Genomic DNA, 25,873 nt, shown 5'->3' on the forward strand with positions numbered 1-25,873 from the left:
GCACGCTGTTGAGTTCTCAAGGAACGGACGCTTCCTTTGTACTCACCCTCTCGGGCTTTCCTCCGGGCTTTCCCTTCGGTCTTGCGTTTCCGACTGTATCAGACTCTTTCGTGTCCGATTCCCGGTCGAAGCGGGTTCCGCTTTCCAGGTTTTCGCTTTCGCGTTTCCCTTTCCGGCGAGTCCGACTCTATCAGATCCTTTCGGGCCTGATTCCCAGTCAGTGGGATTTGTCTTCCCGGCTGTTGGGCCGTTCCGACGTCCAAACTCTAGCGGATTTTCCCGGCGGCTCATAATCGAGCCTTCGAAATGAATTCCGGCATGCCGAAATCGTCCCGAGTGGGAGATCGTGCAGAGTTTTGGTTGCCGCATTCGCGGCGGGATCGACTGCCGCAGAACCGTTCCGGCTCCGTGACAACTCGAAGAACCTTACGGATCGACGGGGGGTGTGTCAACTCCGTCAGGTCAAGCCGTTTTCCCCTCGCCCGGCGTGGGTCAGTCCAGGTCGGTGAGGCGGCCGCCGGCGTCCGGCTGGGCATGTTCCACCCGGCGCAGGAGGCGGATCAGCATCTCGCCGAGGGCTCCGCGCTCGTCGCCCGAGAGGTCCTGGAGCAGGTCCTCCTCGAAGGCGGACGCCATGCGCATCGCCTCCAGCCACTTCGTACGGCCTTCGTCGGTCAGCTCGACGATGACGCGCACCCGGTTGTTCTCGTCCCTGTCCCGGGTGACCAGGCCCTCGCCCGCCATGCGGTCGATGCGGTGGGTCATCGCGGCCGGGGTGAGGCCGAGGCGCTTGGCCAGCTCGCCCGGGCCCAGCCGGTAGGGGGAGCCCGCAACGACCAGGGTCTTGAGGACCTCCCACTCGGCGTTGCTGATGCCGAGGTCGGCCAGCTGACGTCCGTAGCCGACGTTCATCCGGCGGTTCAGTCGGCCGAGGGCCGAGACGACCTGCTCGACCTGGGGGTCCAGGTCCCGGAACTCGCGCTGATAGGCCGCGATCTGCTCGTCGAGGCTCGGCTCCTGGAGGCCGGAGGGCTCGGTGGTGTCAGACATGGCGGGCAGTATGGCACGCCTTCATTGGCGTCGAAGTCCTTCGGTCTGTACTGTTGAAGCTCTAACTTTACTGTTAAAGTCTTTGGACGTCAGTCCTTCGTGAGCTTGAGGTAGGTGAGTGTGACCAGGGAAATGGGCGCAGCGCTGCGGCGGATCCAGCTGGGGAGCGCGCTGAGCGCGTTCGGTGTGGGCTTCACCGTTCCGTATCTGTACGTCTACGTGGCGCAGGTACGGGATCTGGGCGCCGGTACGGCGGGAGTCGTGCTGGCGGTCTTCGCCATGGCTGCGCTGGCTGTCCTGCCGTTCACCGGACGGGCCATCGACCGACGCGGTCCGATGCCGGTGCTGATCGTCGCCGCCGTGGTGGCGTCCGTGGGGGCGGCGGCCCTCGGCCTTTCGTCGAATGTGACGACCGCCGTACTGTCGGCGGCCGTGCTCGGCGCGGGCACAGCAGTCATGTCGCCGGCGCTCGCCACCATGCTCGTCTGGTGCTCCAGCACGGCCACCCGTACACGCGCCTTCGCCATGCAGTTCTTTCTGCAGAACCTGGGGCTCGGCATCGGTGGACTGGTCGGCGGGCAGATCGTGGACACGCGCCGGCCGGAGACCTTCACGCTGCTGTTCCTGATCGAGGCGGCGATGTTCATCGTGCTCGGCATCGTCGCCGGGACAGTGCGGATGCCTCGTACTCCTGCGATCGCGGATGCCCGGCCCACCGACGGGTCCACCGCGAAGGGCGGGCTGCAGGCGCTGCTGTCACACCGGGCCATGGTTCAGCTGTGTGTGCTGGGCTTTGTGCTGTTCTTCGCCTGCTACGGACAGTTCGAGTCCGGTCTCGCGGCGTACGGCACCGAGGCTGCCGGGATCGAGCCCTCGACGCTGGGTATCGCCCTTGCTGCCAACACCGCGGTCATCGTCGTGGCGCAATTCGTCGTGCTGCGGCTGGTCGAGCGACGCAAGCGCAGCCGGGTCATCGCCTCGGTCGGCCTGATCTGGGCGTTCGCCTGGATCGTGGCGGGGTACGCGGGGCTCGGGCACGGCAGCCAGACCATGGCGACGGCCGCGATGATCTCGACGTACGCACTGTTCGGACTCGGCGAGTCGATGCTGTCGCCGACGGTGGCGCCGCTGGTCGCCGATCTTGCCCCGGAGTCGATGATCGGTCAGTACAACTCGGCGTTCGCCCTGGTCAAGCAGCTTGCGCTGGCGGTCGGTCCGGCTGTGGGCGGGCCGATGGGGGCTTCGCTGCACGGGCCGTACATCGTGACGTTCGTGCTGTTCTCCCTGGGCATCACCGTGCTCGCACTGCGGCTGGGCCGCCGGCTCACCCCTGTACAGGACCAGCCTTCGCTCGCGGCGGTGCCGTCGCGGGTGGTGGCCGTGTCACTGCCGGAGGCCGGGATGGTGGCCGAGCCCGCTGCAGCTCGGTGACGTCACCCGCTGACGCTCACTGAGGCAGCGCGAACTCGCACCAGACCGCTTTGCCGCCGCCCGGTGTGCGGCGGCTGCCCCAGGACGCGGCGATCGTCGCGACGATGGAGATGCCGCGGCCCGACTCGTCCGCCGGTTCGGCGCGGCGGCGGCGCGGTAGGTGGTCGTCGCCGTCGGTCACCTCGATGATCAGGCGGCGGTCGGTGCGGCGCAGGCCCAGGCGCATCGGCGGGGTGCCGTGCTGGAGGGAGTTCGCCACCAGTTCGCTGGCGGCCAGGACGCCCAGATCGCACAGCTCGACCGGGAAGCGCCACGACGTGAGGACGCCGGTCGCGAAGGCGCGGGCGCGCGGGGCCGCTTCGATGCCGCCGAGCAGATCGAGCGAGGCGTTGTGGAACAACTCCGCGTTCGTCCCTGTGCGGGCAGGGTGCTGGACCACCAGCACGGCCACGTCGTCGTCGTGTTCGGCCGTGACTCCGAGGGAGCGGATCAGACGATCGCAGACCACCTGCGGGGACCCCTTGGCACCGGAGAGGGCGCGCTCCAGGGCGGCGACCCCCTCGTCGATGTCCTCGCTGCGACGTTCGACGAGGCCGTCCGTGTAGAGGACGGCGGTGGAGCCGGGCGGCAGCGCGATCGTGTCGGAGGTGTGGATCCAGCCACCGGTGCCGAGCGGCGGTCCGGTCGGGTCCTCTGCACGGCGGACCGTGCCGTCCTGGTCGCGCACGAGGATCGGGAGGTGGCCGGCGGAGGCGTAGACGAGCCGTCCCTCGTTCGGATCGTGGACCGCGTAGGCGCAGGTGGCGATCTGGCTGGCGTCGATCTCCGCAGCGAGGCCGTCGAGCAGCTGGAGCACCTCGTGCGGCGGGAGGTCGAGACGGGCGTAGGCGCGCACGGCCGTGCGGAGCTGGCCCATCACCGCGGCGGCGCGCACCCCGCGGCCCATCACGTCTCCGATGACGAGGGCGGTGCGGCCCGCGCCGAGAGTGATGACGTCGTACCAGTCGCCGCCGACCGCCGCGTCCGTGCCGCCCGGCTGGTACGTGGCGGCGATCCGCAGGTCGTCGGGCTGCTCCAGTTCCTGCGGGAGCAGGGAGCGCTGGAGGGTGACGGCCGTTTCGCGGTGGCGGCGTTCGCTGGTACGCAGGCGCTCGGCCGCTTCGGCGTGGTCGGTGACATCGGCGGCGTACAAAAGGACGCCGCCTTCGCTCCCCTTGTTCCTGCCGTTCGCGGGGAGACCGGCGGGCGTGGCGACGGGGGTGCAGGTCACGGTGTACGAGTTGCCGCTGCGGACCTTGCGGGACTTGACCGTACGGGGTGTGCCGCTGCGCAGGACCTGGTCCATGAGGGGCAGCAGGCTCAGCTCGTCGAGCTCGGGCATCGCCTCGGCGGCGGTGGCGCCCGTGGGTCTGGGGCCGAAGGCGGCTGCGTAGGCGTCGTTGACGTAGGCGATGCGGTGGTCGGGGCCGTGCACGAGGGCGACGAGGGCGGGCAGCCGACCGAGGATCTCGCGGGCGGAGAGATCCTCCAGCAGGGCGGGGCCGGAGAGTTGGTCGGCGCTCTCCTCAGAGATCTCTGCGGATGCCCCGGGGGTGCCGCCGTCCGCTGGGCCGGACCCGGGCTCGGGCCTGGCGTACTCGGCGCGGGCCGCGGGCACGGAACTGCGGTCGTCCCGGGCGGCGGCACGGCGCGTTCCTGGTAGGCGGGCGCTCCAACGCGTGAAGTTCACGGAATTTCTGGCCTCGTGTGTCGGTCTGGTCCGCTCGGGCGGGCTGCTTCCTCTGCCGGTTCTGCTTCCGGTTCTCTCTCGCGGGGTCGGGGGCACCGGGGGCCGGACCCCCGGGAGGCGCAGCCGGGCCTCGTCGTGCTGGTCGCTGTTGGTCACCGCCGGCCGGGTCACTCTGTGCAGGTGTGAGCCCACCTATGGTCACACGTCCAGTGTGACTGACCGTACTGACAGTCAGCCATCCTTCTTCGGCGGGCCGTCGCCGTCGGTACGTCTTCCCCCCGCGGCGAGTTCGAATTCGGCGCGCGGGTGTTCCAGTGAGCCGAGGGAGACGATCTCGCGTTTGAAGAGTCCGGCGAGGGTCCATTCGGCGAGGACGCGGGCCTTCCGGTTGAACGTCGGCACCCGGCTGAGGTGGTACGTACGGTGCATCAGCCAGGCCGGATAGCCCTTGAGCTTGCGCCCGTAGACATGGGCGACGCCCTTGTGGAGGCCGAGCGAGGCGACAGAGCCAGCGTAGCTGTGCCGGTACTCCTTGAGCGGTTCGCCGCTGATCGCCGCGATAATGTTCTCGGCGAGGACCTTGGCCTGACGCACAGCGTGCTGTGCGTTGGGAGCGGTCTCCTTGCCCGGTTCTTCCGCGGTCAGATCGGGAACGGCCGCGGCGTCCCCGGCGGCCCAGGCGTGTTCGGCGCCTTCGACCGTGAGCCGCGCCGTGCACCTGAGCCTGCCGCGTTCGTCGATCGGCAGATCGGTGGCGGCAAGGATCGGGGCGGGCTTGACGCCCGCCGTCCACACCAGCGTGCGGGTCGGGAAGCGCGAGCCGTCGCTGAGGACGGCGACCCGGTCCTCGCAGGAGTCCAGCCGGGTGTCGAGGCGTACGTCGATGTTGCGGCCGCGCAGCTCCCGGATGGCGTACGTGCCCATCGCGTCACCGACTTCGGGAAGGATCCGGTCGGAGGCCTCGACGAGGATCCATTTCAGGTCCTCGGCCTTGATGTTGTGGTAGTAGCGGGCGGTGTAGCGGGCCATGTCCTCGAGCTCGGCGAGCGCCTCGACGCCCGCGTAGCCGCCGCCGACGAAGACAAAGGTCAAGGCGGCGTCGCGGATGGCCGGGTCGCGGGTGGCGGAGGCGATGTCCATCTGCTCGATCACGTGGTTGCGCAGGCCGATGGCCTCCTCGATGGTCTTGAAGCCGATGCCGTGGTCGGCGAGGCCGGGGACCGGGAGGGTGCGCGAGACGGAACCGGGCGCGATGACGATCTCGTCGTACGGGATCTCTACGGCGCCCGTGCCGTCCTCACCGCTGGCGAGGGTGGTGACGGTCACGGTGCGCTTGGCGTGGTCGATCTGCTGTGCCTCGCCGATGACGATGGTGCAGTGCGCCAGGACGCGGCGGAGCGGCACGACGACATGGCGCGGCGAGATCGAGCCGGCTGCGGCTTCGGGCAGGAACGGCTGATACGTCATATAGGGCTCGGGCGTGACGACGACGATCTCGGTCTCGCCGGACTTGAGTCTCTGCTTCAGCTTCCGCTGGAGACGCAGCGCTGTGTACATCCCGACGTAGCCGCCGCCGATGACGAGAATGCGCTCACCCGGCGGCGGGCCGGGGGGTGTCCCCCGGGAATCTGAAGCCATCACCTCCCCATGACGCATCGTGCTCCGATATTTGTCCACAGCCCCGGCAAATTGTGTGGCCGGAGGTTTTCCAGGGGCCGGTGTCGTTGATCCCTCCGGGTACACGGAAGGCGCGCAGGTCAGACGTTGCAGCGGGGGTGGCGGGGTGGGGCGGAAACAGGAACCAACCGGTCCTTGCTCCGATCGGGGGGCGCTCCGTGCGGAACTACCCCCTTCTGAATTGACCCGGGCTCAACTATGTTCGTATGTCGTCGGGGTGTCGGGTTGGGATGGTGATCCACTCCCCGGCTGACACGGCGGGAGTCTCCGGGGGGAGACGTCATAACCGGGGGAAGAGTTATGCACATTCAGGAATCGCATTGGCAGACTGCTGCTGTCTCGTCCGACGGAAACGGACGAATCGGCACAGTGGGGACAGTCGGCTCGGTGGGTTCCGCCGGAGCGGGGACAGCGGTGGGAACCACGGTCGGGTCCGGCGGCGGCGCCCGCTCGGCGCCGCTGCGCGTGGACGCACAGCGCAATCTCGAGCATGTGCTGCGGGCCGCGCGCGAGGTGTTCGGTGAGCTGGGGTACGGGGCCCCGATGGAGGACGTGGCGCGCCGCGCCCGGGTCGGGGTCGGCACGGTGTACCGGCGGTTCCCGAGCAAGGACGTGCTGGTGCGCCGGATAGCCGAGGAGGAGACCTCCCGGCTGACCGACCAGGCGCGGGCCGCACTGGGGCAGGAGGACGAGCCGTGGTCGGCGCTCTCGCGCTTCCTGCGCACGTCCGTGGCCTCGGGCGCGGGCCGTCTGCTGCCGCCGCAGGTACTGCGGGTCGGCGTCGATGTGGACGACTCGACCGTCGTCGGAGAGCCAGGAAGCGCACGTGACGCGGCCCCGGGTCAGGGCTCCGGCTCCGGTGAAGTCCGGGACGAGGCTCGGGTGCCTCACCAGCGGCAGGGAGTGGCGCAGGCCGACCTCCGGGTCGTCGGCCGGCGCTATGCCGACGAGGACGCGCTCGCGGACGACGACACGGGTGCGGCCGAGTTGCTGGAGGTCGTGGGCCGGCTGGTCGACCGGGCACGGGCGGCGGGTGAACTGCGCCGCGATGTGGCAGTGGCGGATGTGCTGCTCGTCATCGCCACGGCGGCACCCTCGCTGCCGGATGCGGCTCAGCAGGCCGCCGCTTCGGCCCGGCTGCTGGACATCCTGCTGGAGGGGCTGCGCTCACGCCCGGCGTGAGCGGGTTGTTCGGGCTGCTCGAGTGGGGCCGCCGGCTCAGTGCGGGCTCCGGCGGACCGGGCGTCTGCACCGGCACGATCCGTGCCTCCACCGGGCGGGCTCCTGCGCGCGTAGGGTCTTCGCCTCTGTGAGGGTGGCGTTTCGGGCGGGTGAGGGTGGTGTGGGGAGTCGGTGCGGCCCGTGTGTGCGGGGTCGCGCTCGACAACTCACCCGCCTCTCGGACGCATTGTTCCATCCCTGTTCGAGTGGTTGTTAGTGCTCGGTTTCGGGAAAACGCCCCGGATGAGTGGTTGCGGGAACTGAACGACCGTCGCCATTGCGCCATGTGACACTCTTGCCCGGTGTTCGGGTCCGAAGGTGCATACGGGGGCTTCCGCGATGAGCGGTGACGGGCAGCAGGAAGAGTCGCTCGACGGCATCTCGACCGTGGGCGGCGGCACGGAGGCCGGCAAGATGCCCGCCCGGCAGGTTCCGAGTCAGGCAGGCCCCGGGCGGTCGGGCGACGACGCCGAAGGCGGCCATGTGCTGCCGGGCTCCTGGCCGCCCGCGCCCGTCGGCAGCGGGCCGGTGGAGCCGGACGGCGGTATCGGAGCCGAAGCCGCCGTACCGATGCAGCGAGCGGGCGGCAGCGGTTCCGGCACCACCGCACTCGCCCCCTCCGACGCTCAGTTGATCCAACAGGTGCGGGACGGCGACGACCTCGCGTACGAGGAGCTGTTCCGGCGCCACTCGGGCAGTGTGCGCCGTTACGCGCGGAGCTGCTGCAGGGACGCCCACACCGCCGACGACCTGACGGCCGAGGTCTTCGCCCGCACCCTGCAGGCGGTTCGGGGCGGGAAGGGGCCGGAGGAAGCCGTACGTGCGTATCTGATGACGGCCGTCCGGCATGTAGCAGCCGCTTGGACAAAGACGGCGAAACGGGAGCAACTGGTCGACGATTTCGCGGTGTTCGCCGCGCAGGCGGCCGGTTTCTCCGAGGTGTCGGACGCGGACACGCTGGATCCGGGCGCCGACGTCCTGGCGATGCACGAGGCCGAGCAGTCGATGGCCATGAAGGCGTTCCGCAGTCTGCCGGAGCGCTGGCAGGCGGTGCTGTGGCACACCACCGTCGAGGAGGAGTCGCCGAGCGAGATCGCGCCGCTGTTCGGGCTCACCGCCAACGCCACGGCGGTGCTGGCCAGCCGGGCCCGCGAAGGGCTGAAGCAGGCATATCTGCAGGCGCATGTGAGCCAGTCGCTCACTTCCGGCGGCGACTGTGCCCGCTATGCGGACCGGCTCGGCGCGTATGCCCGGGGCGGGCTGCGGATCCGGGCCGAGCGTGGGCTGCACAAGCATCTGGACGAGTGCGCGAAGTGCCGGGTCGCCGCGGGCGAACTGGCACATGTCAACGCCGGGATTCCGGCACTGCTTCCGGTCGCGGTCATCGGCTGGTTCGCCGCCGGGTACGCGCTCAAGACCGCCGGGATCGTGGCGGGTGGCGCCGCGGGTGCGGCCGGTGCGGGCGCCGTCGCCGCGGCGACGGGCGGGAGTTCATCCGGCGGCTCGGCCGGTGGTGCGGCGGCCTCGGAAGGCCTGGGTGCGCCGGTCAAGGCCGGGATCGCGGCAGCGGTGGCCGTCGCGGCAGCGGCCGGTCTGGTGTGGGCGCTGGTCGGTGGCGAGTCGCCGAAGCCGGAGGCCAGGCCCGTGGCCAGGCCTCCGGCGGTGGCGCCCGCGGTGCCGTCGCCCCCACCCCCGAAGCCGACACCCACGCCCGAGCCGCCGAGCGCTCCCGTGCTGCCGGCCACTGCGCCGAGTGGGTCCCCGAACCCTCCGCCGCCCACGCCTACCCCCACACCTACGCCGAAGCCCAAGCCGAAGCCTCCGGTCCCCGCACCACCGAAGCCCAAGCCGTCCGCGACGGCCGCTCCTGCCCCGCCGCCGCCCGCGCCACCGACCGTCTACCGGGTCAGCGAGTTGCGCTACTCCGTCGTCGGCGACCACACCGAGCCTGAGGTGGTGACAAGTGAGAGCAGCTGGGTCTGGAAGCGCTCCGGTATGTCCATCGGCGGCACGCGGTACGCGCACGGGGTGACCGTGCAGAGCAGGTCCTCGGTCACCATCGAGCTGAACCGGCCGTGCAGCCGTTATGAGGCGATGGTCGGCGTCGACGATCTGACACCGGGGCTCGGCTCGGTGCGCTTCTCCGTGTTCAACGGTGACGGGGCACGGCTGTGGCGGTCCCCCGTGATGAACGGCAACCATCCGCCCGTGCCGGTGAACCTCGGTATCGCGGGGCAGCAGCGGATCCGGCTCGTCGTCGAACCGCACACGCCGTTCTACGGGGCGGCGCCGGCCGACTGGGCGGAGTCGAGCATCAGCTGCGGCTGAGGCGCGGCCGTTCGGGCCGGGCGGTAGGTGACAGCACCGGCGGCCGGCCGTCAGCGTTGCAGGGTCCGTCGCGCCGGGGTCACTCCGCCCGCCACCGCGCGCTGTCGGGGAGCCGCCGTGCCTGTCCAGCAGGTGCCGCGGCGCGAGACGAGGCGGCGGAGCCAGAGTTCCGTGGCCGCCAGGTCGGCGAGGCCGTCCAGGGGCAGCGGTTCGCCCTCGGAGGCCGCGCGCAGTGCCTTCCGCACGACCCGGGCCTCGATCAGGCCCGCGTCGGCGAGCAGCGGGGCGTCGAAGAGCGCGATCAGGTCGGGGAGCGCGGTGCGCAGGCCGGTGCGGTTGACCGCGGTCGAGGTGGCCTGGGAGGGGGTGCCCCAGCCCGCCGGCAGTTCGTGGATGCCCGCACCGGCGAGGACCCGGCGCAGGATCGCGGCGCGGGCGCCGGGCTGGACCCTCAGCGATTCGGGCAGGGCGCGGGCGGCGCGCACCACCTGATTGTCGAGAAACGGGGCGTGCAACCGCTGGCTGCGGATCTCGGCGGCCTGCTCCAGGATCCGGTGGTCGGCGGCGTGCCGGGCGAGCGCGGCCCGGGCGCGCGCCTCACCGGGGCGCTGCACGGAGGTGGGGCGGATCGCCGCCTCCTGCAGACGAACCGAGACTTCGGCGAGTGCCTCTCCCGTCAGCCAGCGTGCGGCCGGGCCGGGCCGCGACCAGGTGAGCGCGGCGAGCGAGGCGGCGGCGGGGGTGTCGAGGCCGGGGATGTGGCGATTGGCGTCCGGGAGCCGGTCGGCCGCCGCTTCGAGGCCGGTGCGGTACGACGTACGGGCCAGGCGGCGTGCGGCGCGGTAGACGGTCAGCGGGACGAACAACGAGTGCGCCGACGGCCGTTCGGCTCTGGCCAGGGCGGCGACCGGGCGCAGGAGGTGGCGTCGGCGCCGATCCATCAGGAGGTCGGCGAGGCGGGCCGGGTGGGCGTCGAGGACCTGCCGGGCGCCGTCACCGACGAAGTGGTCGGCGCTGCCCGCGGCGAGCCGGCGGCGGTGGCGTTCGGCGACGACGAGGGATGCGGCCGGTTCGTCGGTGAGCGGGCCGCTTCCCAGGTCGGCGTAGGGCAGGGCCTCCTCGCCGGCGGCGACGACGACGTGATGCAGGCGCGGGTTGGCGGCGATGACCGCGGCGCGTTGGAGTTCGTCCTCGTGATCACGGGTGGTGAGGTCGTTGAAGGTGACGGCGAGCAGCCGCTCACCTGCTCCCGTGCCGTGGCCGAGGAGCGTGCCGGGCAGCCCCGGCAGCCCCGCGGCGAGCAGCGCGAGGGTGGCGGAGGCGCTGCCGCCGGAGAGGTCGGCGCCGATGCCGGGGACGGGTGCGCCACGGGCGGCGCGGCGTTCGGCAGGGCCCATGCCGGGGACCGGGCCCGGGTCGGGCGGCAGGGTCTCGGGGGCGTGGCGCGGGGCCGTGAGCCTGGCGCGTACCGCTTCGACCAGCGCATCGCGCACCCCGTCCACGGCGCTCACCGGGTCGAGTTGGGGCGCCGCAACAGCGAGGGAGGCCACCGGTTCGTACCCGGTGATCTCGCGCGAGCCCTCGCGGAGGATGAGCGCGTGCCCCGGCGGGATGCGCTTCACACCCACATACGGAGTGCCGTCGCGCAGCGCCTCCGGCGTCTCGGGGCAGGCGAGCAGCGCGGCCAGGTGGCCGATGTCCAGCTGCGCCTCGATCAGGTCGGCGAGCGGGAGTGCGGCGGTCGCGTACGCCGTGCCGCCGGCCCATGGTGTGTAGAAGACCGGGCGGGCCCCGGCGAGGTCCCCGACGACGGTGACCCGTCGGCCTATCTGGACGACGGCCGTGTAACTGCCCGCCCAGGCGGTGAGATGGCGCAGCGCGCCGCCACGGGCGGCGAGGAGGCCGAGCCGGAGCTGTTCGTCGGTGGCGCCGCAGCAGCCGAGGACGGCGAGGCGGGCAGTGGGTGTGCCCTCGGCGGTCTCCAGGGTGCTGATCCGGATCTCGTCGGGCCGCCAGTCGCCGACGGCCCAGAGCGGATCCGGGTCGCCCCACAGGAGCTGGGAGCCCACGGGGTGCACCGTGTGCCCCTCGTCCCCCCCGCCGACCGCACCGACCGTGCCGAAGCTCGCGGCGATACTGCTCCACCCCACCAACCAACGCATCGCCGCCTCCACAGGCTGTGGACAAAACGGCGCGCCCGGAACATGTCGGGAGAACTGCGTGAGCATGCAGCGCCGTTGCGAACATGCTGCCACGACAACGGCGCGCAGGAGTGGCTACGGAGGGCGCACGTCGGAAGCGCATGCGCCCCTGGCAAAGGCCGGAGGGCAGGTGGCGGCCGCCCGGCCCCGGCGGCGCGGACGGCGTGGCGGACTGCGGGGCAACGGACTCAAAGGTTCCGGGGGTTGCGTTCCCCACCGCCCCCGGACCGTACCGGCTGAAATCCGGCCACCCTCCGGTCCGCCCGCCAACAGCCCGCCGACTGTCCGCGAAACGCTCGGCCCAACCCCGACCGACCGACGTCATTCGGCCATTCTCGGAGGGTGCAGCGACCGCTGCACGCGAGAACGTCGCACGTGATGAACCGTTAAATTCCGTTTTGGGGCAAGGTTGTCGATCCGGATCCGCACCGACTCCGTACCGGCTCCTGCACCGGTTCCGCCACCGGATCCCCCCGCCGGCCGCCCATCGGCTCCACGCACGGTCCGGGAGGCACGGTTCGCCTCCCGGACCGGTCCGCCGCCTGCGGGGAATGAGGCGGCAGCGTCCCCCAGCCCACTGAGTCCAGTGCAGTGGGCCGACCCACGCAGCACCCATGGAAGCGCTCCCTCGACGGCCGGACAACAGCGCACGGCCGGGCGCACGGCCACACGGCAGGAGCACGAGGGGAGCTCGCCCCGCGGGGCCCGGAGCGGCATTCCGGCAGGTCCGGCAGGTCCGGCAGGTCCGGCAGGTCCGGCAGGGCGACCGGATCGTCACGACGGGCTCGCCACCGCCCACCTCACGCTCCCCTCCCGCCCCTCGCACTCTCCCGCCTCCCCTCCGTCCCGCCGCGCTCCCTCCACCGTCCGTCCGCGTCCGTCCGCACGGGCAACAATCCCGCCATACGGACGTCTGCCCCTTAACGGTAGGGATGCGGCGAACTACGCTGGGTTCACTGAGGTTCTCGGCAGGAGGCATATCCCTCGGGGCTCGGCCACATGCCTGTGCGGCCGGAGTGCCGGGGTCCGTCCCTGGGGAGGACACGGTACGAATGCCGCGCGCCTCGACGGGTGACGCGGCGGCCGTCTGTGTGTCGAGGGGTGGCGCATGTCCAGGGAGCAACGCGGGCCGAACGAGAAGCTCGGAACCGTTCTCGCCCTCGCGGGAATCAGCAACGCCGGGCTCGCCCGGCGGGTCAACGACCTCGGGGCGCAGCGCGGCCTGACACTTCGCTACGACAAGACCTCGGTGGCGAGATGGGTCTCCAAGGGCATGGTGCCGCAGGGCGCCGCGCCCCATCTCATCGCCGCGGCGATCGGCGCCAAACTCGGCCGCCCGGTCCCGCTGCACGAGATCGGGCTCGCGGACGCCGATCCGGCGCCGGAGGTCGGTCTTGCCTTCCCGCGCGATGTGGGTGAGGCGGTGCGTTCGGCAACCGAGTTGTACCGGCTGGATCTGGCCGGACGGCGGGCGGGCGGCGGCGGGATCTGGCAGTCGCTGGCGGGCTCGTTCTCGGTCAGTGCGTACGCGACTCCCGCGTCCCGCTGGCTGATATCCCCCGCCGACGCGTCGGTGGCACGCGACTCGTCGGCCGCGGAGGCGGCGATCCTCGGCACGCAGAGTGCGCCGGCTGCACAGAGCGCTCCGAGTGCGCCGGGCGCGCAACGGGGCGCATCAGCGGGCGCAGCACCGGGCGTTCCGAGCACGGAGGGCGCGCCGGGCGCTCCGGGGGCTCCCGCCCTTCCCGTACAGCCGGGGCCCGACTCCATGAACGACATCTCGCCGCTCCGGGTCGGCCACAGCGACGTGACCAAGCTGCGGGAGGCGGCCCAGGACGCCCGCCGCTGGGACTCCAAGTACGGCGGCGGCGACTGGCGCTCCTCCATGGTGCCGGAGTGCTTACGGGTGGACGCGGCGCCGCTGCTCCTCGGTTCGTACAGCGACGAGGTGGGCCGGGCACTGTTCGGCGCCGCCGCCGAACTGACCAGACTCGCCGGGTGGATGGCATTCGACACCGGCCAGCAGGAGGCCGCGCAGCGGTACTACATCCAGGCGCTGCGGCTGGCCCGGGCCGCCGCCGACGTACCGCTCGGCGGCTATGTCCTCGCCTCGATGTCGCTGCAGGCGACCTATCGCGGATTCGCCGACGAGGGGGTCGACCTCGCGCAGGCCGCTGTCGAACGCAACCGCGGGCTCGCCACCGCCCGCACCATGAGTTTCTTCCGTCTTGTCGAGGCGCGGGCCCACGCGAAGGCGAGCGACGCACCGGCCGCAGGGGCGGCGCTCAAGGCCGCCGAGAGCTGGCTGGAGCGTTCCCGGGAAGGCGACGCGGACCCGTCGTGGCTGGGCTTCTACTCGTACGACAGGTTCGCCGCCGACGCCGCGGAGTGCTACCGCGATCTGAAGGCGCCCCGGCAGGTACGGCGCTTCACCGAACAGGCGCTGTCCCGGCCGACCGAGGAGTTCGTCCGCTCGCACGGGCTGCGACTGGTGGTCTCGGCGGTCGCCGAACTGGAGTCGGGCAACCTCGACGCGGCGTGCGCGGCAGGCACCCGGGCGGTGGAGGTGGCGGGCCGCATCTCGTCGGCGCGGACGACCGAGTACGTACGGGACCTGCTGCACCGCCTCGAACCGTACGGGGACGAGCCGCGCGTCGCCGAGCTGCGTGAGCGGGCGCGACCGCTGCTGGTGGCGCCCGCTTAGCCGCCTCCCCCGGGCAAGGCCCGCCCCCTCGGATGCCTGCGCGGAGTCCTCCGGGCGACGCGCAGGCGGCCGCCGGCCGAAATCTCGGCGCCACGCTGGGCCACGCTGGTTTGAGTGCGTTGTCAGTGGGTCAGTGCACTATCGGGGTGGGAGGTGGCGTGATGATGACGCACGCGGCGTACGACTGCGATGTGCTGGTGATCGGCGGCGGGATCGTCGGCCTGTCGACGGCGTATGCGATCACGCGGACCGCTCCGGGCACGCGGGTGACGGTGCTGGAGAAGGAGTGGGGCCCGGCGCGTCATCAGACGGGGCGCAACAGCGGAGTGATCCACAGCGGCATCTACTACCGCCCCGGCTCGCTGAAGGCCCGCTATGCGGTGCGCGGCGCCGCGGAGATGGTCGACTTCTGTGCGGAGCACGGCATTCCGCATGCGGTGACCGGCAAGCTGATCGTCGCGACCGAGCGGTCCGAGCTGCCCCGGCTGCACGCGCTGGTGCAGCGCGGCCGGAATCACGGGCTGCCGGTGCGGGAGCTGGGACCTGCGCAGATCGCGGAGTACGAGCCGCAGGTGCGCGGGCTCGCGGCGATCCGGGTCGGGACGACCGGGGTGTGCGACTTCAAGGCGGTCACCGAGCGTTTCGCGGCCGAGGTGCGTGGCGCGGGCGGGCTGATCCGGTTCGGGGCGGAGGTCACGGCGATCGACCGCCGCCCGTGGGGTGTGGCGGTGCGGACGGCGGACGGACGGGTGGTGCGGGCCCGCGTCCTGGTCAACTGCGCGGGGCTGCAGTGCGACCGGGTGGCGCTCCTCGCGGGCGACGACCCGGGCATGCGGATCGTGCCCTTCCGCGGGGAGTACTACGAGCTGGTCAGGCCGGATCTGGTGCGCGGGCTGGTCTACCCGGTCCCCGACCCGGCGTTCCCGTTCCTCGGGGTGCATCTGACCCGGGGCCACGACGGCAGCGTCCACGTCGGGCCGAACGCGGTGCCGGCGCTGGCCCGCGAGGGGTACGGCTGGCCGGTCGTACGCCCGAATGAGCTCTTGGACACGCTGGCCTGGCCCGGCTCCTGGCGGATCGCGCGCAGGCACTGGCGGTACGGGGCGGGAGAGGTGCACCGATCGCTGTCGAAGCGCGCGTTCACGGCGGCGGTGCGGCGGCTGCTGCCCGAGGTCACCGAGGATGATCTGCGACCCGCCGCGGCCGGTGTCAGGGCCCAGGCGGTACTGCGCGACGGCACGCTGGTGGACGACTTCCTGATCCGCGAGGCCCCGCACACCGTGCACGTACTGAATGCTCCGTCGCCCGCCGCTACGGCCTCGCTGCCCATCGGGCGGGAGGTGGCACGCAGGGCGCTGCTCCGGGCACGCGGGACGGGATGGAAGCCGCCCGCCGTAGAATCGGGGCATTGTGTCTGAGTCCTTGAATCCCGCCCCCGAGACCGACGAGTCCCACGATCTGCGTGTCGCCGCCTTCGAGCGGCAGCGCAGGCTGCGTCAGGAGCCGCGCTTCCCCGGCGGGCCCGCCGCCGATCCGGCCGGTTCGCACCACGAGCGCCGGATCCGCAGTTTCCAGCCGCGCCGCAGCCGTGTCACACCCGGCCAGGAGGACGCTCTGCAGCGGCTCTGGCCGAAGTGGGGTCTCGACATCGACGGGCAGTCGGTCCTCGACTTGCCGGAGCTGTTCGACGGGCTCCCGGTCGTGCTGGAGATCGGCTTCGGGATGGGTGAGGCCACCGCCCGGATGGCGGCCGACGACCTGGGCACCGGCATACTTGCCGTCGATGTGCACACCCCGGGCCAGGGCAACCTGCTCGGTCTCGCGGACCGGAACGGACTGTCCAACATCCGGGTGGCCAACGGTGACGCGATCATCCTGCTGCGCGAGATGCTGCCGCCGGACTCGCTGGACGGGCTGCGGGTGTACTTCCCCGACCCGTGGCCCAAGAAGCGCCACCACAAGCGGCGGCTGATCCAGCCGGAGTTCCTCGATCTGGTGGCGCAGCGGCTGAAGCCGGGGGCCGTGCTGCACTGTGCGACCGACTGGGAGCCGTACGCCGAGCAGATGCTGGAGGTGCTGACCGCGCACCCCCGCTTCGAGAACACCCAGGCGGACGGCGGCTACGCACCGCGGCCCGCGTTCCGGCCGCTGACCCGGTTCGAGGGACAGGGCCTGGACAAGGGCCATGTCGTGCACGACCTGCTGTTCGCCCGTCGCTGAGCCGCAGAGCTGCTGACCTGCTGATTTCCTGACGGGTCGGTACGCATCCCCCGTCGCCCCATGGTCAGTTGTCAGTCCCTCTCGTTAGGGTCATCGGGTGTCCGACGGGTCTGTGCAGCAGCAACAGTCGCAGCCGGCCGTCCCGCTTCTCCAGGAGCAGCGGGTCGGCGAGATCCTGGCGGCCGTGCCGGAGCGGGGCCAGTGGCGCTACCGGCCGCGCCGGGTCGGCCTGGTCTGGCGGAGCAAGACGTTCCGTGTCGGCGCGGTCTTCACGGTGCTGGCTCTCTGCGGGCTGGTGATCCTCGCCCTGGTCCGCGATCAGACGGGTACGGAGGGTTTCCTGGTCGGACTGGGTCTCGCCGTACTGCCCGTGCCGCTGCTGATGGCGGCGTTCCGCTGGCTGGACCGGGTCGAGCCGTGGTCCTGGCGGAATCTGCTGTTCGCCTTCGCCTGGGGCGCCTGCGCCGCCGCACTGATCGCGATCATCGCGAATTCGTTCGCGACCCGCTGGATCGCGACGGCCACCGCCGACCCGGCGAGCGCGGACACCCTCGGCGCCACGGTGATAGCACCGGTGGTCGAGGAGAGCGCGAAGGCCACGGCCGTCCTGCTGATCTTCCTCTTCCGCGGGCGCCACTTCAGCGGCATCCTCGACGGCGTCGTCATCGCGGGCTTCACCGCGACGGGCTTCGCCTTCACCGAGAACATCCTCTATCTGGGCAATGCCTTCGGCGAGGACCAGCAGATCGGCACCTCGGGCTTCGCGTCGGTGACGGCCGCGACGTTCTTCGTACGGGTCGTGATGACGCCGTTCGCGCACCCCCTCTTCACCGTGCTGACCGGCCTGGGTTTCGGATTCGCGGCGCTCTGCGCACGTCGTCACCGCATCCGCCGGATCCTGCTGCCGCTGCTCGGGCTGATCCTCGCGATGGGCATGCACGCCCTGTGGAACGGCTCGGGGTCGTTCGTTCCGTACGGCTTCTATGTCGTGTACGGGGTGTTCATGGTCCCGGTCTTCGGGCTGATCACCTGGCTGGTGATCTGGTCGCGGCAGCAGGAGCTGCGCACGCTGGCCACCGAGCTGCCCGCCTATGCGGCAGCCGGCTGGCTCACCCCGGCGGAGCCGCTCGCGCTCTCCTCGATGCGGGCCCGCGGCATGGCCCGGGACATGGCACGCCACCGGCACGCGAGTGCCTACGGAAGCGCGAGTGCGTACAGCACCTCGTACGGAGTGCCGTACACAAGTCCCGGCTACGGCTACCCCGCGCCCGGCCCGCCACCAGCCCACTCGCCGGCGTACGGCAGCAGCCGGGTCGTGGCGCAGGTCCGCAGTCATGCCAAGGCGCGCGGCAGAGCGGCCGCCCGTGCGGTCGCCGAGTACGAGTCGTTCGCGACGTCGCTGGCGTTCCTGCGCCGCCGGGCCCGCCGCGGGGCCGCGGACCCGGACTTCGTGGCGCGCGAGCTGGAGCTGCTGCACCACCTCTGGCAGCGCAGGGAGGTGGCGGCACCCGCGCTGACGTACGCGGCGCAGGCGACGGGCCGCCTGCACCCCCGGTACATATCTGCGGGGCCGGCCCCGCAGATGCAGTACGGCGGCTACAGCCCGAACCCGTATCTGCCACCCCATGCCCAGCAGCCGTATGTCCGGTCGCCGTACGGCAGCGGCCCGCCTCCGCGCTCCTGGTGAGGGCTCAGGCGGATGCCTCGGTGAGCTCCGCGAGTTCCTGCTCGGTCAGCTGAAGGTCGGCCATGGCCACCAGGGCGGGCACCTGCTCGACCGTACGGGCGGAGGCGATCGGTGCGGCGACGGTCGGACGGGCGGCGAGCCAGGCCAGGGCGACGGTCGCGATCTCGGCGCTGCGCTCCTTGGCGACCTTGTCGAGTGCGGCCAGGACCTGCTGTCCGCGCTCCGACGCCAGGTACTGGCCGGCCTTCTCGGCCCGCGCGCTCTCCACCGACGCACCCGGACGGTACTTACCGGTGAGGAAGCCCGAGGCCAGGGCGAAGTACGGGACGGCGGCGAGACCGGCGCGTGCGGCCGTCTCCTGGAGCTCACCCTCGTAGGTGTCGCGGGATACGAGGTTGTAGTGCGGCTGCAGGGCGACGTAACGGGCGAGCCCCTCGCGTTCGGAGAAGTCCAGGGACGCCCGGAGCCGCTCCGGGCTGATGTTGGAGGCGGCGACCTCGCGCACCTTGCCCTCCTTCACCAGCTGGTCGAGGGCGGTGATGATCTCCTCGACAGGAACGGTCTCGTCGTCGAAGTGCGTGTAGTAGAGGTCGATGTGGTCGGTGCCCAGCCGGTGCAGCGACTCCTCGGCCGCGGCCTTGATGGTGGCGGCGGAGAGCCCCTTGTACGCGGGGTGGGCGCCGACCTTGGTCGCGACGACGATGTCGGAACGGTTGGCGCGTGCGGCGAGCCACTTGCCGATGACCGTCTCCGACTCACCGCCCTCGTTGCCGGGGATCCACGCGGAGTACGCGTCGGCGGTGTCCAGGAAGTTGCCGCCCGCCGCGACGTACGCGTCGAGCACGGCGAACGACTGCTCCTCGTCGGCGGTCCAGCCGAAGACGTTGCCACCGAGCGCGAGCGGGAAGACCTGGAGGTCGGAAGTGCCGAGCTTACGAAGAGATGTCATAAATGGATCAACGGACTCCGCCGCGGCCGCTATTCCGTACCGGGGGGCCGCACGGGCATCCGCATCCGCATCCGCACCGGCGTCGCAAGGACCGGGGTGGAGCAGACCGGCAGCCCTGACGTCGGGGGGTGAGCGTCAGGACTGCCGGGTTTGAGAGGCCGGAGAACCGGCGCGGGCTCAGACGGTGAGGCCCTTGTCGCGCAGCCAGGTCATCGGGTCGATACCCGTGCCGTCCGGGGTGTGGACCTCCAGGTGGAGGTGGGGTCCGGTCACGTTGCCGGTGGCTCCGACGCGGCCGATGGTGTCACCGGTGGTGACCTTCTGGCCGACGCTGACGTCGATCGACGACTGGTGGCAGAACCACAGCTCCGTACCGTCCTCGAGCTCCAGGACCGTGCGGTAGCCGTACGAACCGGACCAGCCCGCCGACTTGACGGTGGCGCTGTGGATGGCCTTGATCGGGGTGCCGGTCGGCGCCGCGAAGTCGAGTCCGGTGTGGTAGCCGGAGGACCACATCGAACCGGCTTCACCGAAGGTCGAGGTGATCGTGTACGACGAGGTGGGGATGGCGTAGGAGGCGGCGAGCTTGGCCAGCCGGGCGGCCTCGGCCTTCGCCTTCGCCTCTTCCTCCGCCTTCTTCTTCTCGGCGGCGGCCTTGGCCTCGGCGACGTCCTGCTTCGCCTTGGCCTCGGCGGCAGCCTTCTCCGCGGCGGCCTTCTCCTCAGCGGCCTTGGCCTCCGCCTCGGCGGCGTTCTGCTGCTGCTCGGCCTGCTGGAGGATGCGGGCGCGCAGCGCCTCGCCGGCGTCGGTGGTGCCCTGCTCGGCCTCGGCGACGGTGATGCCGGCGCTGGTGAGCGGGGCGGCGGCAGCCGCGGACTTCGCCTGGTCGGTGGCGGACTCGTCGGAGAACAGGGCCCCCACGCCGGGAAGGGACTTGGCGTCGGGGAGGTTGTCCGCGAGGGAATCGGGAAGGGAGATGGAGACCGGCGGCTTGCTCTGCGCGGTGGCCATGCCACCCGCGCCCACGGCCGCGATGACGCCGACTCCGAGCACCGTGGAGCTGCGGGCCAGCCCGTTGCGCTGCTTGACGACGCGGTGCTTGCCGCGTACGGGGCGGACGGACTCCTCCGTGGGGTTCCATTCCTCCCACGCCCGGTCGGTCTCACCGAAACCGTCGGTCGCGAACTCAGTGGTGAACTCGGCGCCGAAATCGGTTCGCTGCTCGGTTCCGTACTCGGTCGTGAAGTCGGAGCCGAACCGGGAGGGGGCTTCGGGGGCAGGCTTGTTGGACGCCACGGGGGCGCACTCCTTTCCTTCCTTCTCGCCTACCGGGTTAGCTGACGGGTTCGGAGCAGGAAGGTCTCCTACGGATCCCTCTGCCTCTCACGAGACACAGGTGTCCGATTCACCCCATGTAGGTGGTTCCCCGGTTTCCTTGCGGAATTCGGCGCTCGCGCACGGTGCCGCCACTGACGACGGCTGGGACAACCGCGCTGCGTTATCGAACGTTAATAGACGGACGGGTCCGATTCCAAGCCGTTCCCACTGATCGTTAACGGTCTTGGCCTGGACTTTACGGGACACAATCGGGCGGAAACGGGCGAGTTGATCGCCACTCAACCACCACACGTTTTCTGACGTTGTATCAAATGTTATGCGGAGTGAGGCCTTTCGATTACGCACGGTGGCATCACTCTGCAAAACCCCTTCACCGACTCAGCTCTTCCTCGCTCGCGTCCCGGCCCACGATCTTCACAGTCCTGCGCCGCTTCGGCTGCCCCCGCGCGGGACGTGCGACCGCGAGCAGCGCCATGTCGTCGGTGGACCTGCCGCCGGTGTGCAGCCGTACGTCGTCGGCCAGCGCGGACAGCAGCTCCTCGGGCCCGGGAAAGATCCGCCCGCGCAGCCGGGCCGCCGGATCGTAGAAGTCCCCTTGGGCGTCCCGCGCCTCGGAGAGTCCGTCCGTGTACGCAAGCAGCGTCATCCCGGCGGCCAGCTCCCATACGTCGGCCCGGTCCGTCCACGCCCCCAGGTCCATGCCGAGCGGCAGCGCGGGCACCGTCGGGAACAACGCCTCCAGTGAGCCGTCGGGGTGGAGCAGCAGCGGCTCGGGATGACCGCGGTTGACGATCCGCACCTCGGCCGCACCGGGCGGGATCTCGGCGAGCACGGCGGTGACGAACCCCTCGACCGGATCGATCCCTCCCTGCCGCGCCCCCTCCCGCGCCAGCGCCCGCTCCAGCCTCCGCGCCACGCCCTCCAGCGAATCCTCCTGCTCGGCGGCCTCCCGGAACGCGCCGATGACCACCGCCACCGTCCCGACTGCTTCGAGGCCCTTGCCCCGCACGTCCCCGACCACGAGCCGTACCCCGTACGAGCTCTCCGCCACGGCGAACAGGTCACCACCGACGAATTCGTCCGCCTGGGCCGCCTCGTACCGCGCGGCGACATGGAGCCCCCCGATCCGCTCGGACGGCGTCGGCAGCACGGCCCGCATCGCGGTCTCCGCGATGACCCGCGCCGAAGCCAGCTGCTCGTTGCTGCGTCGTACGACCCGGTTGATGACGACGGCGAGGGCCGCGACCGTGATCACGGTGGCGAGCTCGATGAACGGCACGACGTGCAGCGGACTGCCGCTGGACAACCGCAGCGAGAGGATCGAGAAAACCGCGGCGACGCCGGTGAGGACGGTGCCGACCGGCGAGAAGAACGGTGCGGCGATCAACGGAGCGGCCACGAACATCGGCACGGCGGTGAAGGGCGGTGGGCTGAGGTAGTCGAACACCAGCCCACCGATGATCATCAGAGTCGGCAGCGCACGGACGAACCACCAGGCCCAGCCGCGCACCATGGCCCGCCCCCTGACCCGCCCCACGCGCAGCTCCTTCGCCATCCCCACCTGTGGTCTCCTGCCCGGCGCGCCCTGTGCTGCTCTGGGCGGTGCGCCCTGTGCTGTCCTGGGCGGTGCGCCCTGTGGTCTCATACCCCGTACCCGCCCGGCTGTCCCTGCCCGGTACCCGCACGGCTGTCCTGACCTGCACGCGCACGGCTGCGGACTGCGCCCCGCTTCCCAGGCTTGCCGGAGCGGCGTCGCGCGGCGACTCCTCATCGGCCAAAGGGGGGACGGAAAACATGAATCAGGCCCGGCACGCTTATGCATGCCGGGCCTGACTCTTCAGTAGCGGGGACAGGATTTGAACCTGCGACCTCTGGGTTATGAGCCCAGCGAGCTACCGAGCTGCTCCACCCCGCGTCGGTAAACACAACTCTACGCCATCAGGAACGGACTGCTGACCACCGACGAATTGGCTGCCCGATCCAAAAAGGGCCCCGCCGCCTTTCCCGCGCCTTCCCCCCTGCCATGCGCAGGTCAGTTCGAGTCGGTGATGCGCGGCGCCCGCTTCGCGTCGACCGCCGGTTTTCCCGCGCTCGCGCTGCGCTGGAGCGAGTGGAGGATGGCCAGCCCCTGGCCCACCACCCCGGCCGCCATCTCGTTGACCCCGTTGGTGCCGTTGAGCACGGTGAGGTTGGCCCCCTTCATCCCGCGGGCGGCCGCGTCGGCCAGCGTCGGCAGGTTCTCCACGATGCGATTGGCCGCGATCAGTTCCTGGTTGCCGTCCCGGAGCGAGGCGGCGCGGGCGGTGTTGGCGTCGGCCTGCGCCTGGGCCAGGGTCCGTTCGGCGTACGCGTTGCCGTCGGCCTGGAACTTCGCCCGGTCCCGGGCTGCCTCGGCGAGCGTGCGCTGCCGGTACGCCTCGGCGTCCGCCGGACGCCTGACCTCCGCCTCCAGCCGCTGTGCGGCCAGCGCGGCCTGCCGCTCGGCCAGAGCCGTCTGCTCCTCGATGACCTCCTGCGACGCCCTGGCCTGGGCCAGCGGTCCGGCCTGGGCGGCGCGGGCGTTGTACTGCTCGGTCTCGGCGAGGAAGCCGGCCCGCTTGATCGCGGTGTCCCGTTCGTACTCGGCCTTGAGCGCCGCGGCCTGCTGCTCGCGCTCGGCCGCTTCCTGGTCGGCCCTGGCCTGGGCGATCCGGGCCTGGCTGGCGACGGCGGCCGCGTGCGGGGCGGCGAGGTTGTTGATGTAGCCGGTGGCGTCGTCGATCTCCTGGATCTGGAGGGCGTCCACGACGATGCCGAGTTTCTCCATCTCGCCGTGGCTGCCTGCGATGACCTCCTGGGAGACCCGGTTCCGTTCCCGGATGATCTGTTCGACGGTCAGCCCGCCGATGATGGAACGCAGGTGACCGGCGAAGATCCGGCCGGCGAGCTCCTCCATCTGTTCCTGCTCGGACAGGAAGCGGCGTGCGGCGTTGGCGATGGAGACGGCGTCGTCACCGACCTTGAAGACGGCGACTGCGCGGACGTTGAGACGGATGCCCTGCTGGGTGACGCAGTCCTCGGTGATCTCCGCCTCACGCAGCGCCAGGGAGAGCATGCGCGCCTTCTGCTTCACGGGTACGACGAAACTGCCGTGGCCGGTGACGATCCGGAACTGGGTGTCCTGCGTCTGCCGCTTCGATCCGGAGATGAGCATCGCCTCGTTGGGCGCGGGAACGTGCCAGAACAACATGAGCGAACTCCTGCCGTAGGTCATTTCATCTCGGTGTCGGCTCTCGGCGTCGGTCCCTGGCGTCGGTCCCTGCGTCGGGTCTCGGCTCCGATTCCTGCGTTCAGGCCGGCAGCCGTTCGACCAACACGCTGCGCGCCGAGACCGAGTCGACGACAACCACGCGTTCGTCCCTGTCGATCGACGTCGTCGACCATGCGGTGTAGGCCTCCGAGCCACCCCGTACGGCCACCAGCACTTCGCCCGGGCCGCCCTGCGGGATCGGCACGGTCACGCGCCCGATCGCCCCGACCGGGCTCAGGGCCGACTCATCTGCGGCTCTCATACGCCCTCGCCCACGCCTCCCTCATGATTCCAAGGTACTCCGCACCACCCCGGAGGAACGGCCTCGAACGACGACGAGCAGGCGTCCATATCTGGTGATATGACTGATTCAGAATTCAGGCATTCGACGCTGCGCCACAGCGACGACCAGGGAGCCGAACATGGACGACTACCCCCTGCTCAATCTGTTCTGGACCATGCTCTGGTTCTTCCTCTGGATCATGTGGCTGTTCCTCCTCTTCAAGGTCATCGCGGACATCTTCCGCAGCGACGACCTGGGCGGCTGGGCCAAAGCCGGCTGGCTGATCCTGGCCCTGGTGCTGCCGTATCTCGGCGTCCTGATCTATGTGATCGCGCGCGGCAAATCCATGGGGAAGCGCGACCTCAAGGAGGCCCAGGAGAGAGAGGCCGCCTTCAAGGCGTACGTGCGCGAGGCCGCAGGCGCCGGTGACACGGGTGGCGGCGCACCGAAGAGCCGCGGCAGCGTCGAGGAGCTGGCGAAACTCGCGGACCTCAAGGACCGGGGCGCCATCACGGAAGAGGAGTACCGGCAGGCGAAGACGAAGCTCCTCATCTGAGCCGCATCGCCCCTCCGGCCCCCGGGCGTACTCCTCATCTCAGCGTCCCGGCCCGCAATGGACCGGGATCCGCTGGACGCGGTTGTTGCCGAAGCCGCCGCGGTTCCACGGCTGGGTCAGCGGCTGGACCCGGCCCGCCGCATCGGTGGCGCGGGCGGCGAGGACATGGTCTCCGGGCGTGGCTATCCAGAACGACTGCCACCGTTGCCAGGCCCAGAGGTGGGCCCCGCTCCTGTCCGGCGGGGTGAGTTCGGCGTCGTACCAGGAACGGCAGTCGTCCGTGGTCACCTCGACCCGGGTGACCGGCGGCCACCCTGACCAGGCCCTTCCTTCCAGCAGCACGCGGCCGGGGCGTACGAAACGGATCCTGGACATGAAGTCCGGGTACCCCGGCGGGATCATCAGCGCCCGCGGGGCCATACGGGTGACGGGCTGGCCCGGATCACCGGGCTCCTGGCGGTAGCGGTAGGCCGTCGCCTGCTGGAAACCGGTGAACGGGGTGCCGGTGAGCCGGATCTCGCGGAGCCACTTCACATGCGCCATGCCGTACCAGCCGGGCACCACCAGCCGTAGCGGATGGCCGTGCTGCGGCGGCAGTGGCCCGCCGTTCATCCGGTACGCCACCAGCACTTCCGGGTCGTCTCCGGTGGCCACGTCCAGCGGCAGGCTCCGCCGGTAGTCCTGCTCGACGCCCCGCTCGACCCCGTGGTCGGCCCCGCAGAAGACAACCTCGATGGCGTCCGGCTCGACTCCGGCCTCGGCGAGCAGCAGCCGCAGCGGCACCCCGGTCCACTCCGCCGTACCGACCGCCTCGACCAGCCACGGCTGACTGACCGGGCGCGGTGCGAGCAGGGCCCGGCCGTTGCCCGCGCACTCCATCGTGACGCGGAGGGTGACGGCCGGGAACGACCGCAGGGCCGCCACGTCCAGTGCCAGCGGTCTGCGGACCCGGCCGTGCACGGTGAGCTGCCAGCCGTGGGAGCGCGCGACGGAGGTGTCGGGGACGTACGGGATGTCGTAGTGGACCAGTACGTAGTGCAGTCCGGGCGGGGTGATGTCGTAGCGCAGCGCCTCCAGCGGCAGTCCGTGGTTGCGGGCCGCGAGCGCGAGTTCCTCCGGGCTGATTCCCTCGCCGGGCCCGGCGAGGCGCGCCGATGGGCTGATGTCGCCGGCAAAAGGCCCTGGACCTCCATCCATGGCTTCATGGTGC

At 71.1% G+C, this 25,873-nt stretch carries 18 protein-coding genes, 1 tRNA gene and 1 riboswitch; of the genes, 8 read left to right on the plus strand and 11 right to left on the minus strand.

From position 1 onward, the window contains the following. Positions 1-492: 492 nt before the first annotated feature. Positions 493-1,050 carry a MarR family winged helix-turn-helix transcriptional regulator gene (locus ACWCP8_RS12190; RefSeq protein WP_326629133.1) on the minus strand — a complete coding sequence of 186 codons (558 nt, stop codon included), beginning with the start codon at positions 1,048-1,050 and terminating at the stop codon, positions 493-495. Positions 1,051-1,182: 132 nt separating this feature from the next. On the opposite strand from ACWCP8_RS12190, the gene ACWCP8_RS12195 reads away from it, so the two are divergent. After that, positions 1,183-2,481 (plus strand): MFS transporter, encoded by a 1,299-nt coding sequence (locus ACWCP8_RS12195; RefSeq protein WP_352264281.1) that lies wholly within the window; start codon positions 1,183-1,185, stop codon positions 2,479-2,481. Between the two features lie 16 nt (positions 2,482-2,497). On the opposite strand, the gene ACWCP8_RS12200 is transcribed toward ACWCP8_RS12195, so the two are convergent. Both ACWCP8_RS12200 and ACWCP8_RS12205 read right to left on the minus strand, forming a co-directional pair. Further along, positions 2,498-4,210 carry an ATP-binding SpoIIE family protein phosphatase gene (locus ACWCP8_RS12200; RefSeq protein WP_352264246.1) on the minus strand — a complete coding sequence of 571 codons (1,713 nt, stop codon included), beginning with the start codon at positions 4,208-4,210 and terminating at the stop codon, positions 2,498-2,500. A 231-nt stretch (positions 4,211-4,441) separates the two neighbouring features. After that, complete coding sequence (locus ACWCP8_RS12205; protein WP_352264244.1) at positions 4,442-5,848, minus strand: NAD(P)/FAD-dependent oxidoreductase; 1,407 nt, start codon at positions 5,846-5,848, stop codon at positions 4,442-4,444. 339 nt (positions 5,849-6,187) lie between these two features. Here ACWCP8_RS12205 and ACWCP8_RS12210 point away from each other — a divergent pair, with 339 nt between their 5' ends. Both ACWCP8_RS12210 and ACWCP8_RS12215 read left to right on the plus strand, forming a co-directional pair. Then, a complete protein-coding gene (locus ACWCP8_RS12210; protein WP_352264242.1) occupies positions 6,188-7,069 on the plus strand; it encodes a TetR/AcrR family transcriptional regulator in 882 nt (293 codons plus the stop codon). Between the two features lie 378 nt (positions 7,070-7,447). Beyond that, positions 7,448-9,436, plus strand: a complete 1,989-nt coding sequence (locus ACWCP8_RS12215) for a sigma-70 family RNA polymerase sigma factor (RefSeq protein ID WP_451115774.1) — start codon at positions 7,448-7,450, stop codon at positions 9,434-9,436. Positions 9,437-9,486: 50 nt separating this feature from the next. On the opposite strand, the gene ACWCP8_RS12220 is transcribed toward ACWCP8_RS12215, so the two are convergent. Then, positions 9,487-11,598: an asparagine synthase-related protein gene (locus ACWCP8_RS12220; RefSeq protein ID WP_451115776.1), complete on the minus strand. Its 2,112-nt coding sequence runs from the start codon at positions 11,596-11,598 to the stop codon at positions 9,487-9,489. Positions 11,599-12,745: 1,147 nt separating this feature from the next. On the opposite strand from ACWCP8_RS12220, the gene ACWCP8_RS12225 reads away from it, so the two are divergent. From ACWCP8_RS12225 to ACWCP8_RS12240, 4 genes are all read left to right on the plus strand, one after another. Beyond that, positions 12,746-14,341, plus strand: coding sequence for a sporulation protein (locus tag ACWCP8_RS12225; protein WP_382840949.1), 1,596 nt, complete (start codon positions 12,746-12,748; stop codon positions 14,339-14,341). A 161-nt stretch (positions 14,342-14,502) separates the two neighbouring features. Continuing rightward, on the plus strand, positions 14,503-15,759 hold the full coding sequence (gene lhgO, locus ACWCP8_RS12230; protein WP_352264236.1) for an L-2-hydroxyglutarate oxidase: 1,257 nt from the start codon (positions 14,503-14,505) through the stop codon (positions 15,757-15,759). Beyond that, positions 15,752-16,561, plus strand: a complete 810-nt coding sequence (gene trmB, locus ACWCP8_RS12235; protein ID WP_356004402.1) for a tRNA (guanosine(46)-N7)-methyltransferase TrmB — start codon at positions 15,752-15,754, stop codon at positions 16,559-16,561. Before lhgO ends, trmB begins: the two co-directional genes overlap by 8 nt. Before the next feature lie 97 nt (positions 16,562-16,658). Then, positions 16,659-18,248 carry a PrsW family intramembrane metalloprotease gene (locus ACWCP8_RS12240; protein ID WP_451115779.1) on the plus strand — a complete coding sequence of 530 codons (1,590 nt, stop codon included), beginning with the start codon at positions 16,659-16,661 and terminating at the stop codon, positions 18,246-18,248. Between the two features lie 4 nt (positions 18,249-18,252). Here ACWCP8_RS12240 and ACWCP8_RS12245 read toward each other — a convergent pair whose 3' ends face one another. The 6 genes from ACWCP8_RS12245 to ACWCP8_RS12270 all read right to left on the minus strand — a co-directional run bounded on the left by ACWCP8_RS12245 (position 18,253) and on the right by ACWCP8_RS12270 (position 24,035). After that, a complete protein-coding gene (locus ACWCP8_RS12245; protein WP_451115781.1) occupies positions 18,253-19,197 on the minus strand; it encodes an aldo/keto reductase in 945 nt (314 codons plus the stop codon). A 177-nt stretch (positions 19,198-19,374) separates the two neighbouring features. Further along, the gene (locus ACWCP8_RS12250; RefSeq protein WP_352264228.1) at positions 19,375-20,493 is read right to left on the minus strand and encodes a M23 family metallopeptidase; all 1,119 of its coding nucleotides are present in this window, start codon (positions 20,491-20,493) and stop codon (positions 19,375-19,377) included. An 11-nt stretch (positions 20,494-20,504) separates the two neighbouring features. Further along, a riboswitch (cyclic di-AMP (ydaO/yuaA leader) is annotated at positions 20,505-20,657 on the minus strand. Positions 20,658-20,905: 248 nt separating this feature from the next. Further along, the gene (locus ACWCP8_RS12255; protein ID WP_352264279.1) at positions 20,906-22,048 is read right to left on the minus strand and encodes a PP2C family protein-serine/threonine phosphatase; all 1,143 of its coding nucleotides are present in this window, start codon (positions 22,046-22,048) and stop codon (positions 20,906-20,908) included. A gap of 328 nt (positions 22,049-22,376) precedes the next feature. Beyond that, positions 22,377-22,450, minus strand: a tRNA-Met gene (locus ACWCP8_RS12260). Between the two features lie 117 nt (positions 22,451-22,567). Next, positions 22,568-23,764, minus strand: a complete 1,197-nt coding sequence (locus tag ACWCP8_RS12265; RefSeq protein ID WP_352264226.1) for an SPFH domain-containing protein — start codon at positions 23,762-23,764, stop codon at positions 22,568-22,570. 100 nt (positions 23,765-23,864) lie between these two features. Next, the gene (locus ACWCP8_RS12270) at positions 23,865-24,035 is read right to left on the minus strand and encodes a hypothetical protein (protein WP_451115784.1); all 171 of its coding nucleotides are present in this window, start codon (positions 24,033-24,035) and stop codon (positions 23,865-23,867) included. A gap of 211 nt (positions 24,036-24,246) precedes the next feature. Here ACWCP8_RS12270 and ACWCP8_RS12275 point away from each other — a divergent pair, with 211 nt between their 5' ends. Next, on the plus strand, positions 24,247-24,663 hold the full coding sequence (locus ACWCP8_RS12275; protein WP_352264222.1) for an SHOCT domain-containing protein: 417 nt from the start codon (positions 24,247-24,249) through the stop codon (positions 24,661-24,663). A gap of 39 nt (positions 24,664-24,702) precedes the next feature. Here the strand turns inward: ACWCP8_RS12275 and ACWCP8_RS12280 are convergent, their stop codons facing one another. Next, the gene (locus ACWCP8_RS12280) at positions 24,703-25,860 is read right to left on the minus strand and encodes a sulfite oxidase (protein WP_352264220.1); all 1,158 of its coding nucleotides are present in this window, start codon (positions 25,858-25,860) and stop codon (positions 24,703-24,705) included. Positions 25,861-25,873: the final 13 nt, after the last annotated feature.

Source organism: Streptomyces sp. NPDC002206 (assembly GCF_053593595.1).

What these genes read in the sequence shown, in the direction of transcription:
- ACWCP8_RS12245 (WP_451115781.1), bottom strand. Translation starts at nt 19,197, where the DNA reads ATGACATCTCTTCGTAAGCTCGGCACTTCCGACCTCCAGGTCTTCCCG.
- ACWCP8_RS12205 (WP_352264244.1), bottom strand. Translation starts at nt 5,848, where the DNA reads ATGGCTTCAGATTCCCGGGGGACACCCCCCGGCCCGCCGCCGGGTGAG.
- ACWCP8_RS12280 (WP_352264220.1), bottom strand. Translation starts at nt 25,860, where the DNA reads ATGGATGGAGGTCCAGGGCCTTTTGCCGGCGACATCAGCCCATCGGCG.
- ACWCP8_RS12255 (WP_352264279.1), bottom strand. Translation starts at nt 22,048, where the DNA reads ATGGTGCGCGGCTGGGCCTGGTGGTTCGTCCGTGCGCTGCCGACTCTG.
- lhgO (WP_352264236.1), top strand. Translation starts at nt 14,503, where the DNA reads ATGATGACGCACGCGGCGTACGACTGCGATGTGCTGGTGATCGGCGGC.
- ACWCP8_RS12215 (WP_451115774.1), top strand. Translation starts at nt 7,448, where the DNA reads ATGAGCGGTGACGGGCAGCAGGAAGAGTCGCTCGACGGCATCTCGACC.
- ACWCP8_RS12265 (WP_352264226.1), bottom strand. Translation starts at nt 23,764, where the DNA reads ATGTTGTTCTGGCACGTTCCCGCGCCCAACGAGGCGATGCTCATCTCC.
- ACWCP8_RS12275 (WP_352264222.1), top strand. Translation starts at nt 24,247, where the DNA reads ATGGACGACTACCCCCTGCTCAATCTGTTCTGGACCATGCTCTGGTTC.
- ACWCP8_RS12210 (WP_352264242.1), top strand. Translation starts at nt 6,188, where the DNA reads ATGCACATTCAGGAATCGCATTGGCAGACTGCTGCTGTCTCGTCCGAC.
- ACWCP8_RS12220 (WP_451115776.1), bottom strand. Translation starts at nt 11,598, where the DNA reads ATGCGTTGGTTGGTGGGGTGGAGCAGTATCGCCGCGAGCTTCGGCACG.
- ACWCP8_RS12190 (WP_326629133.1), bottom strand. Translation starts at nt 1,050, where the DNA reads ATGTCTGACACCACCGAGCCCTCCGGCCTCCAGGAGCCGAGCCTCGAC.
- ACWCP8_RS12225 (WP_382840949.1), top strand. Translation starts at nt 12,746, where the DNA reads ATGTCCAGGGAGCAACGCGGGCCGAACGAGAAGCTCGGAACCGTTCTC.
- ACWCP8_RS12195 (WP_352264281.1), top strand. Translation starts at nt 1,183, where the DNA reads ATGGGCGCAGCGCTGCGGCGGATCCAGCTGGGGAGCGCGCTGAGCGCG.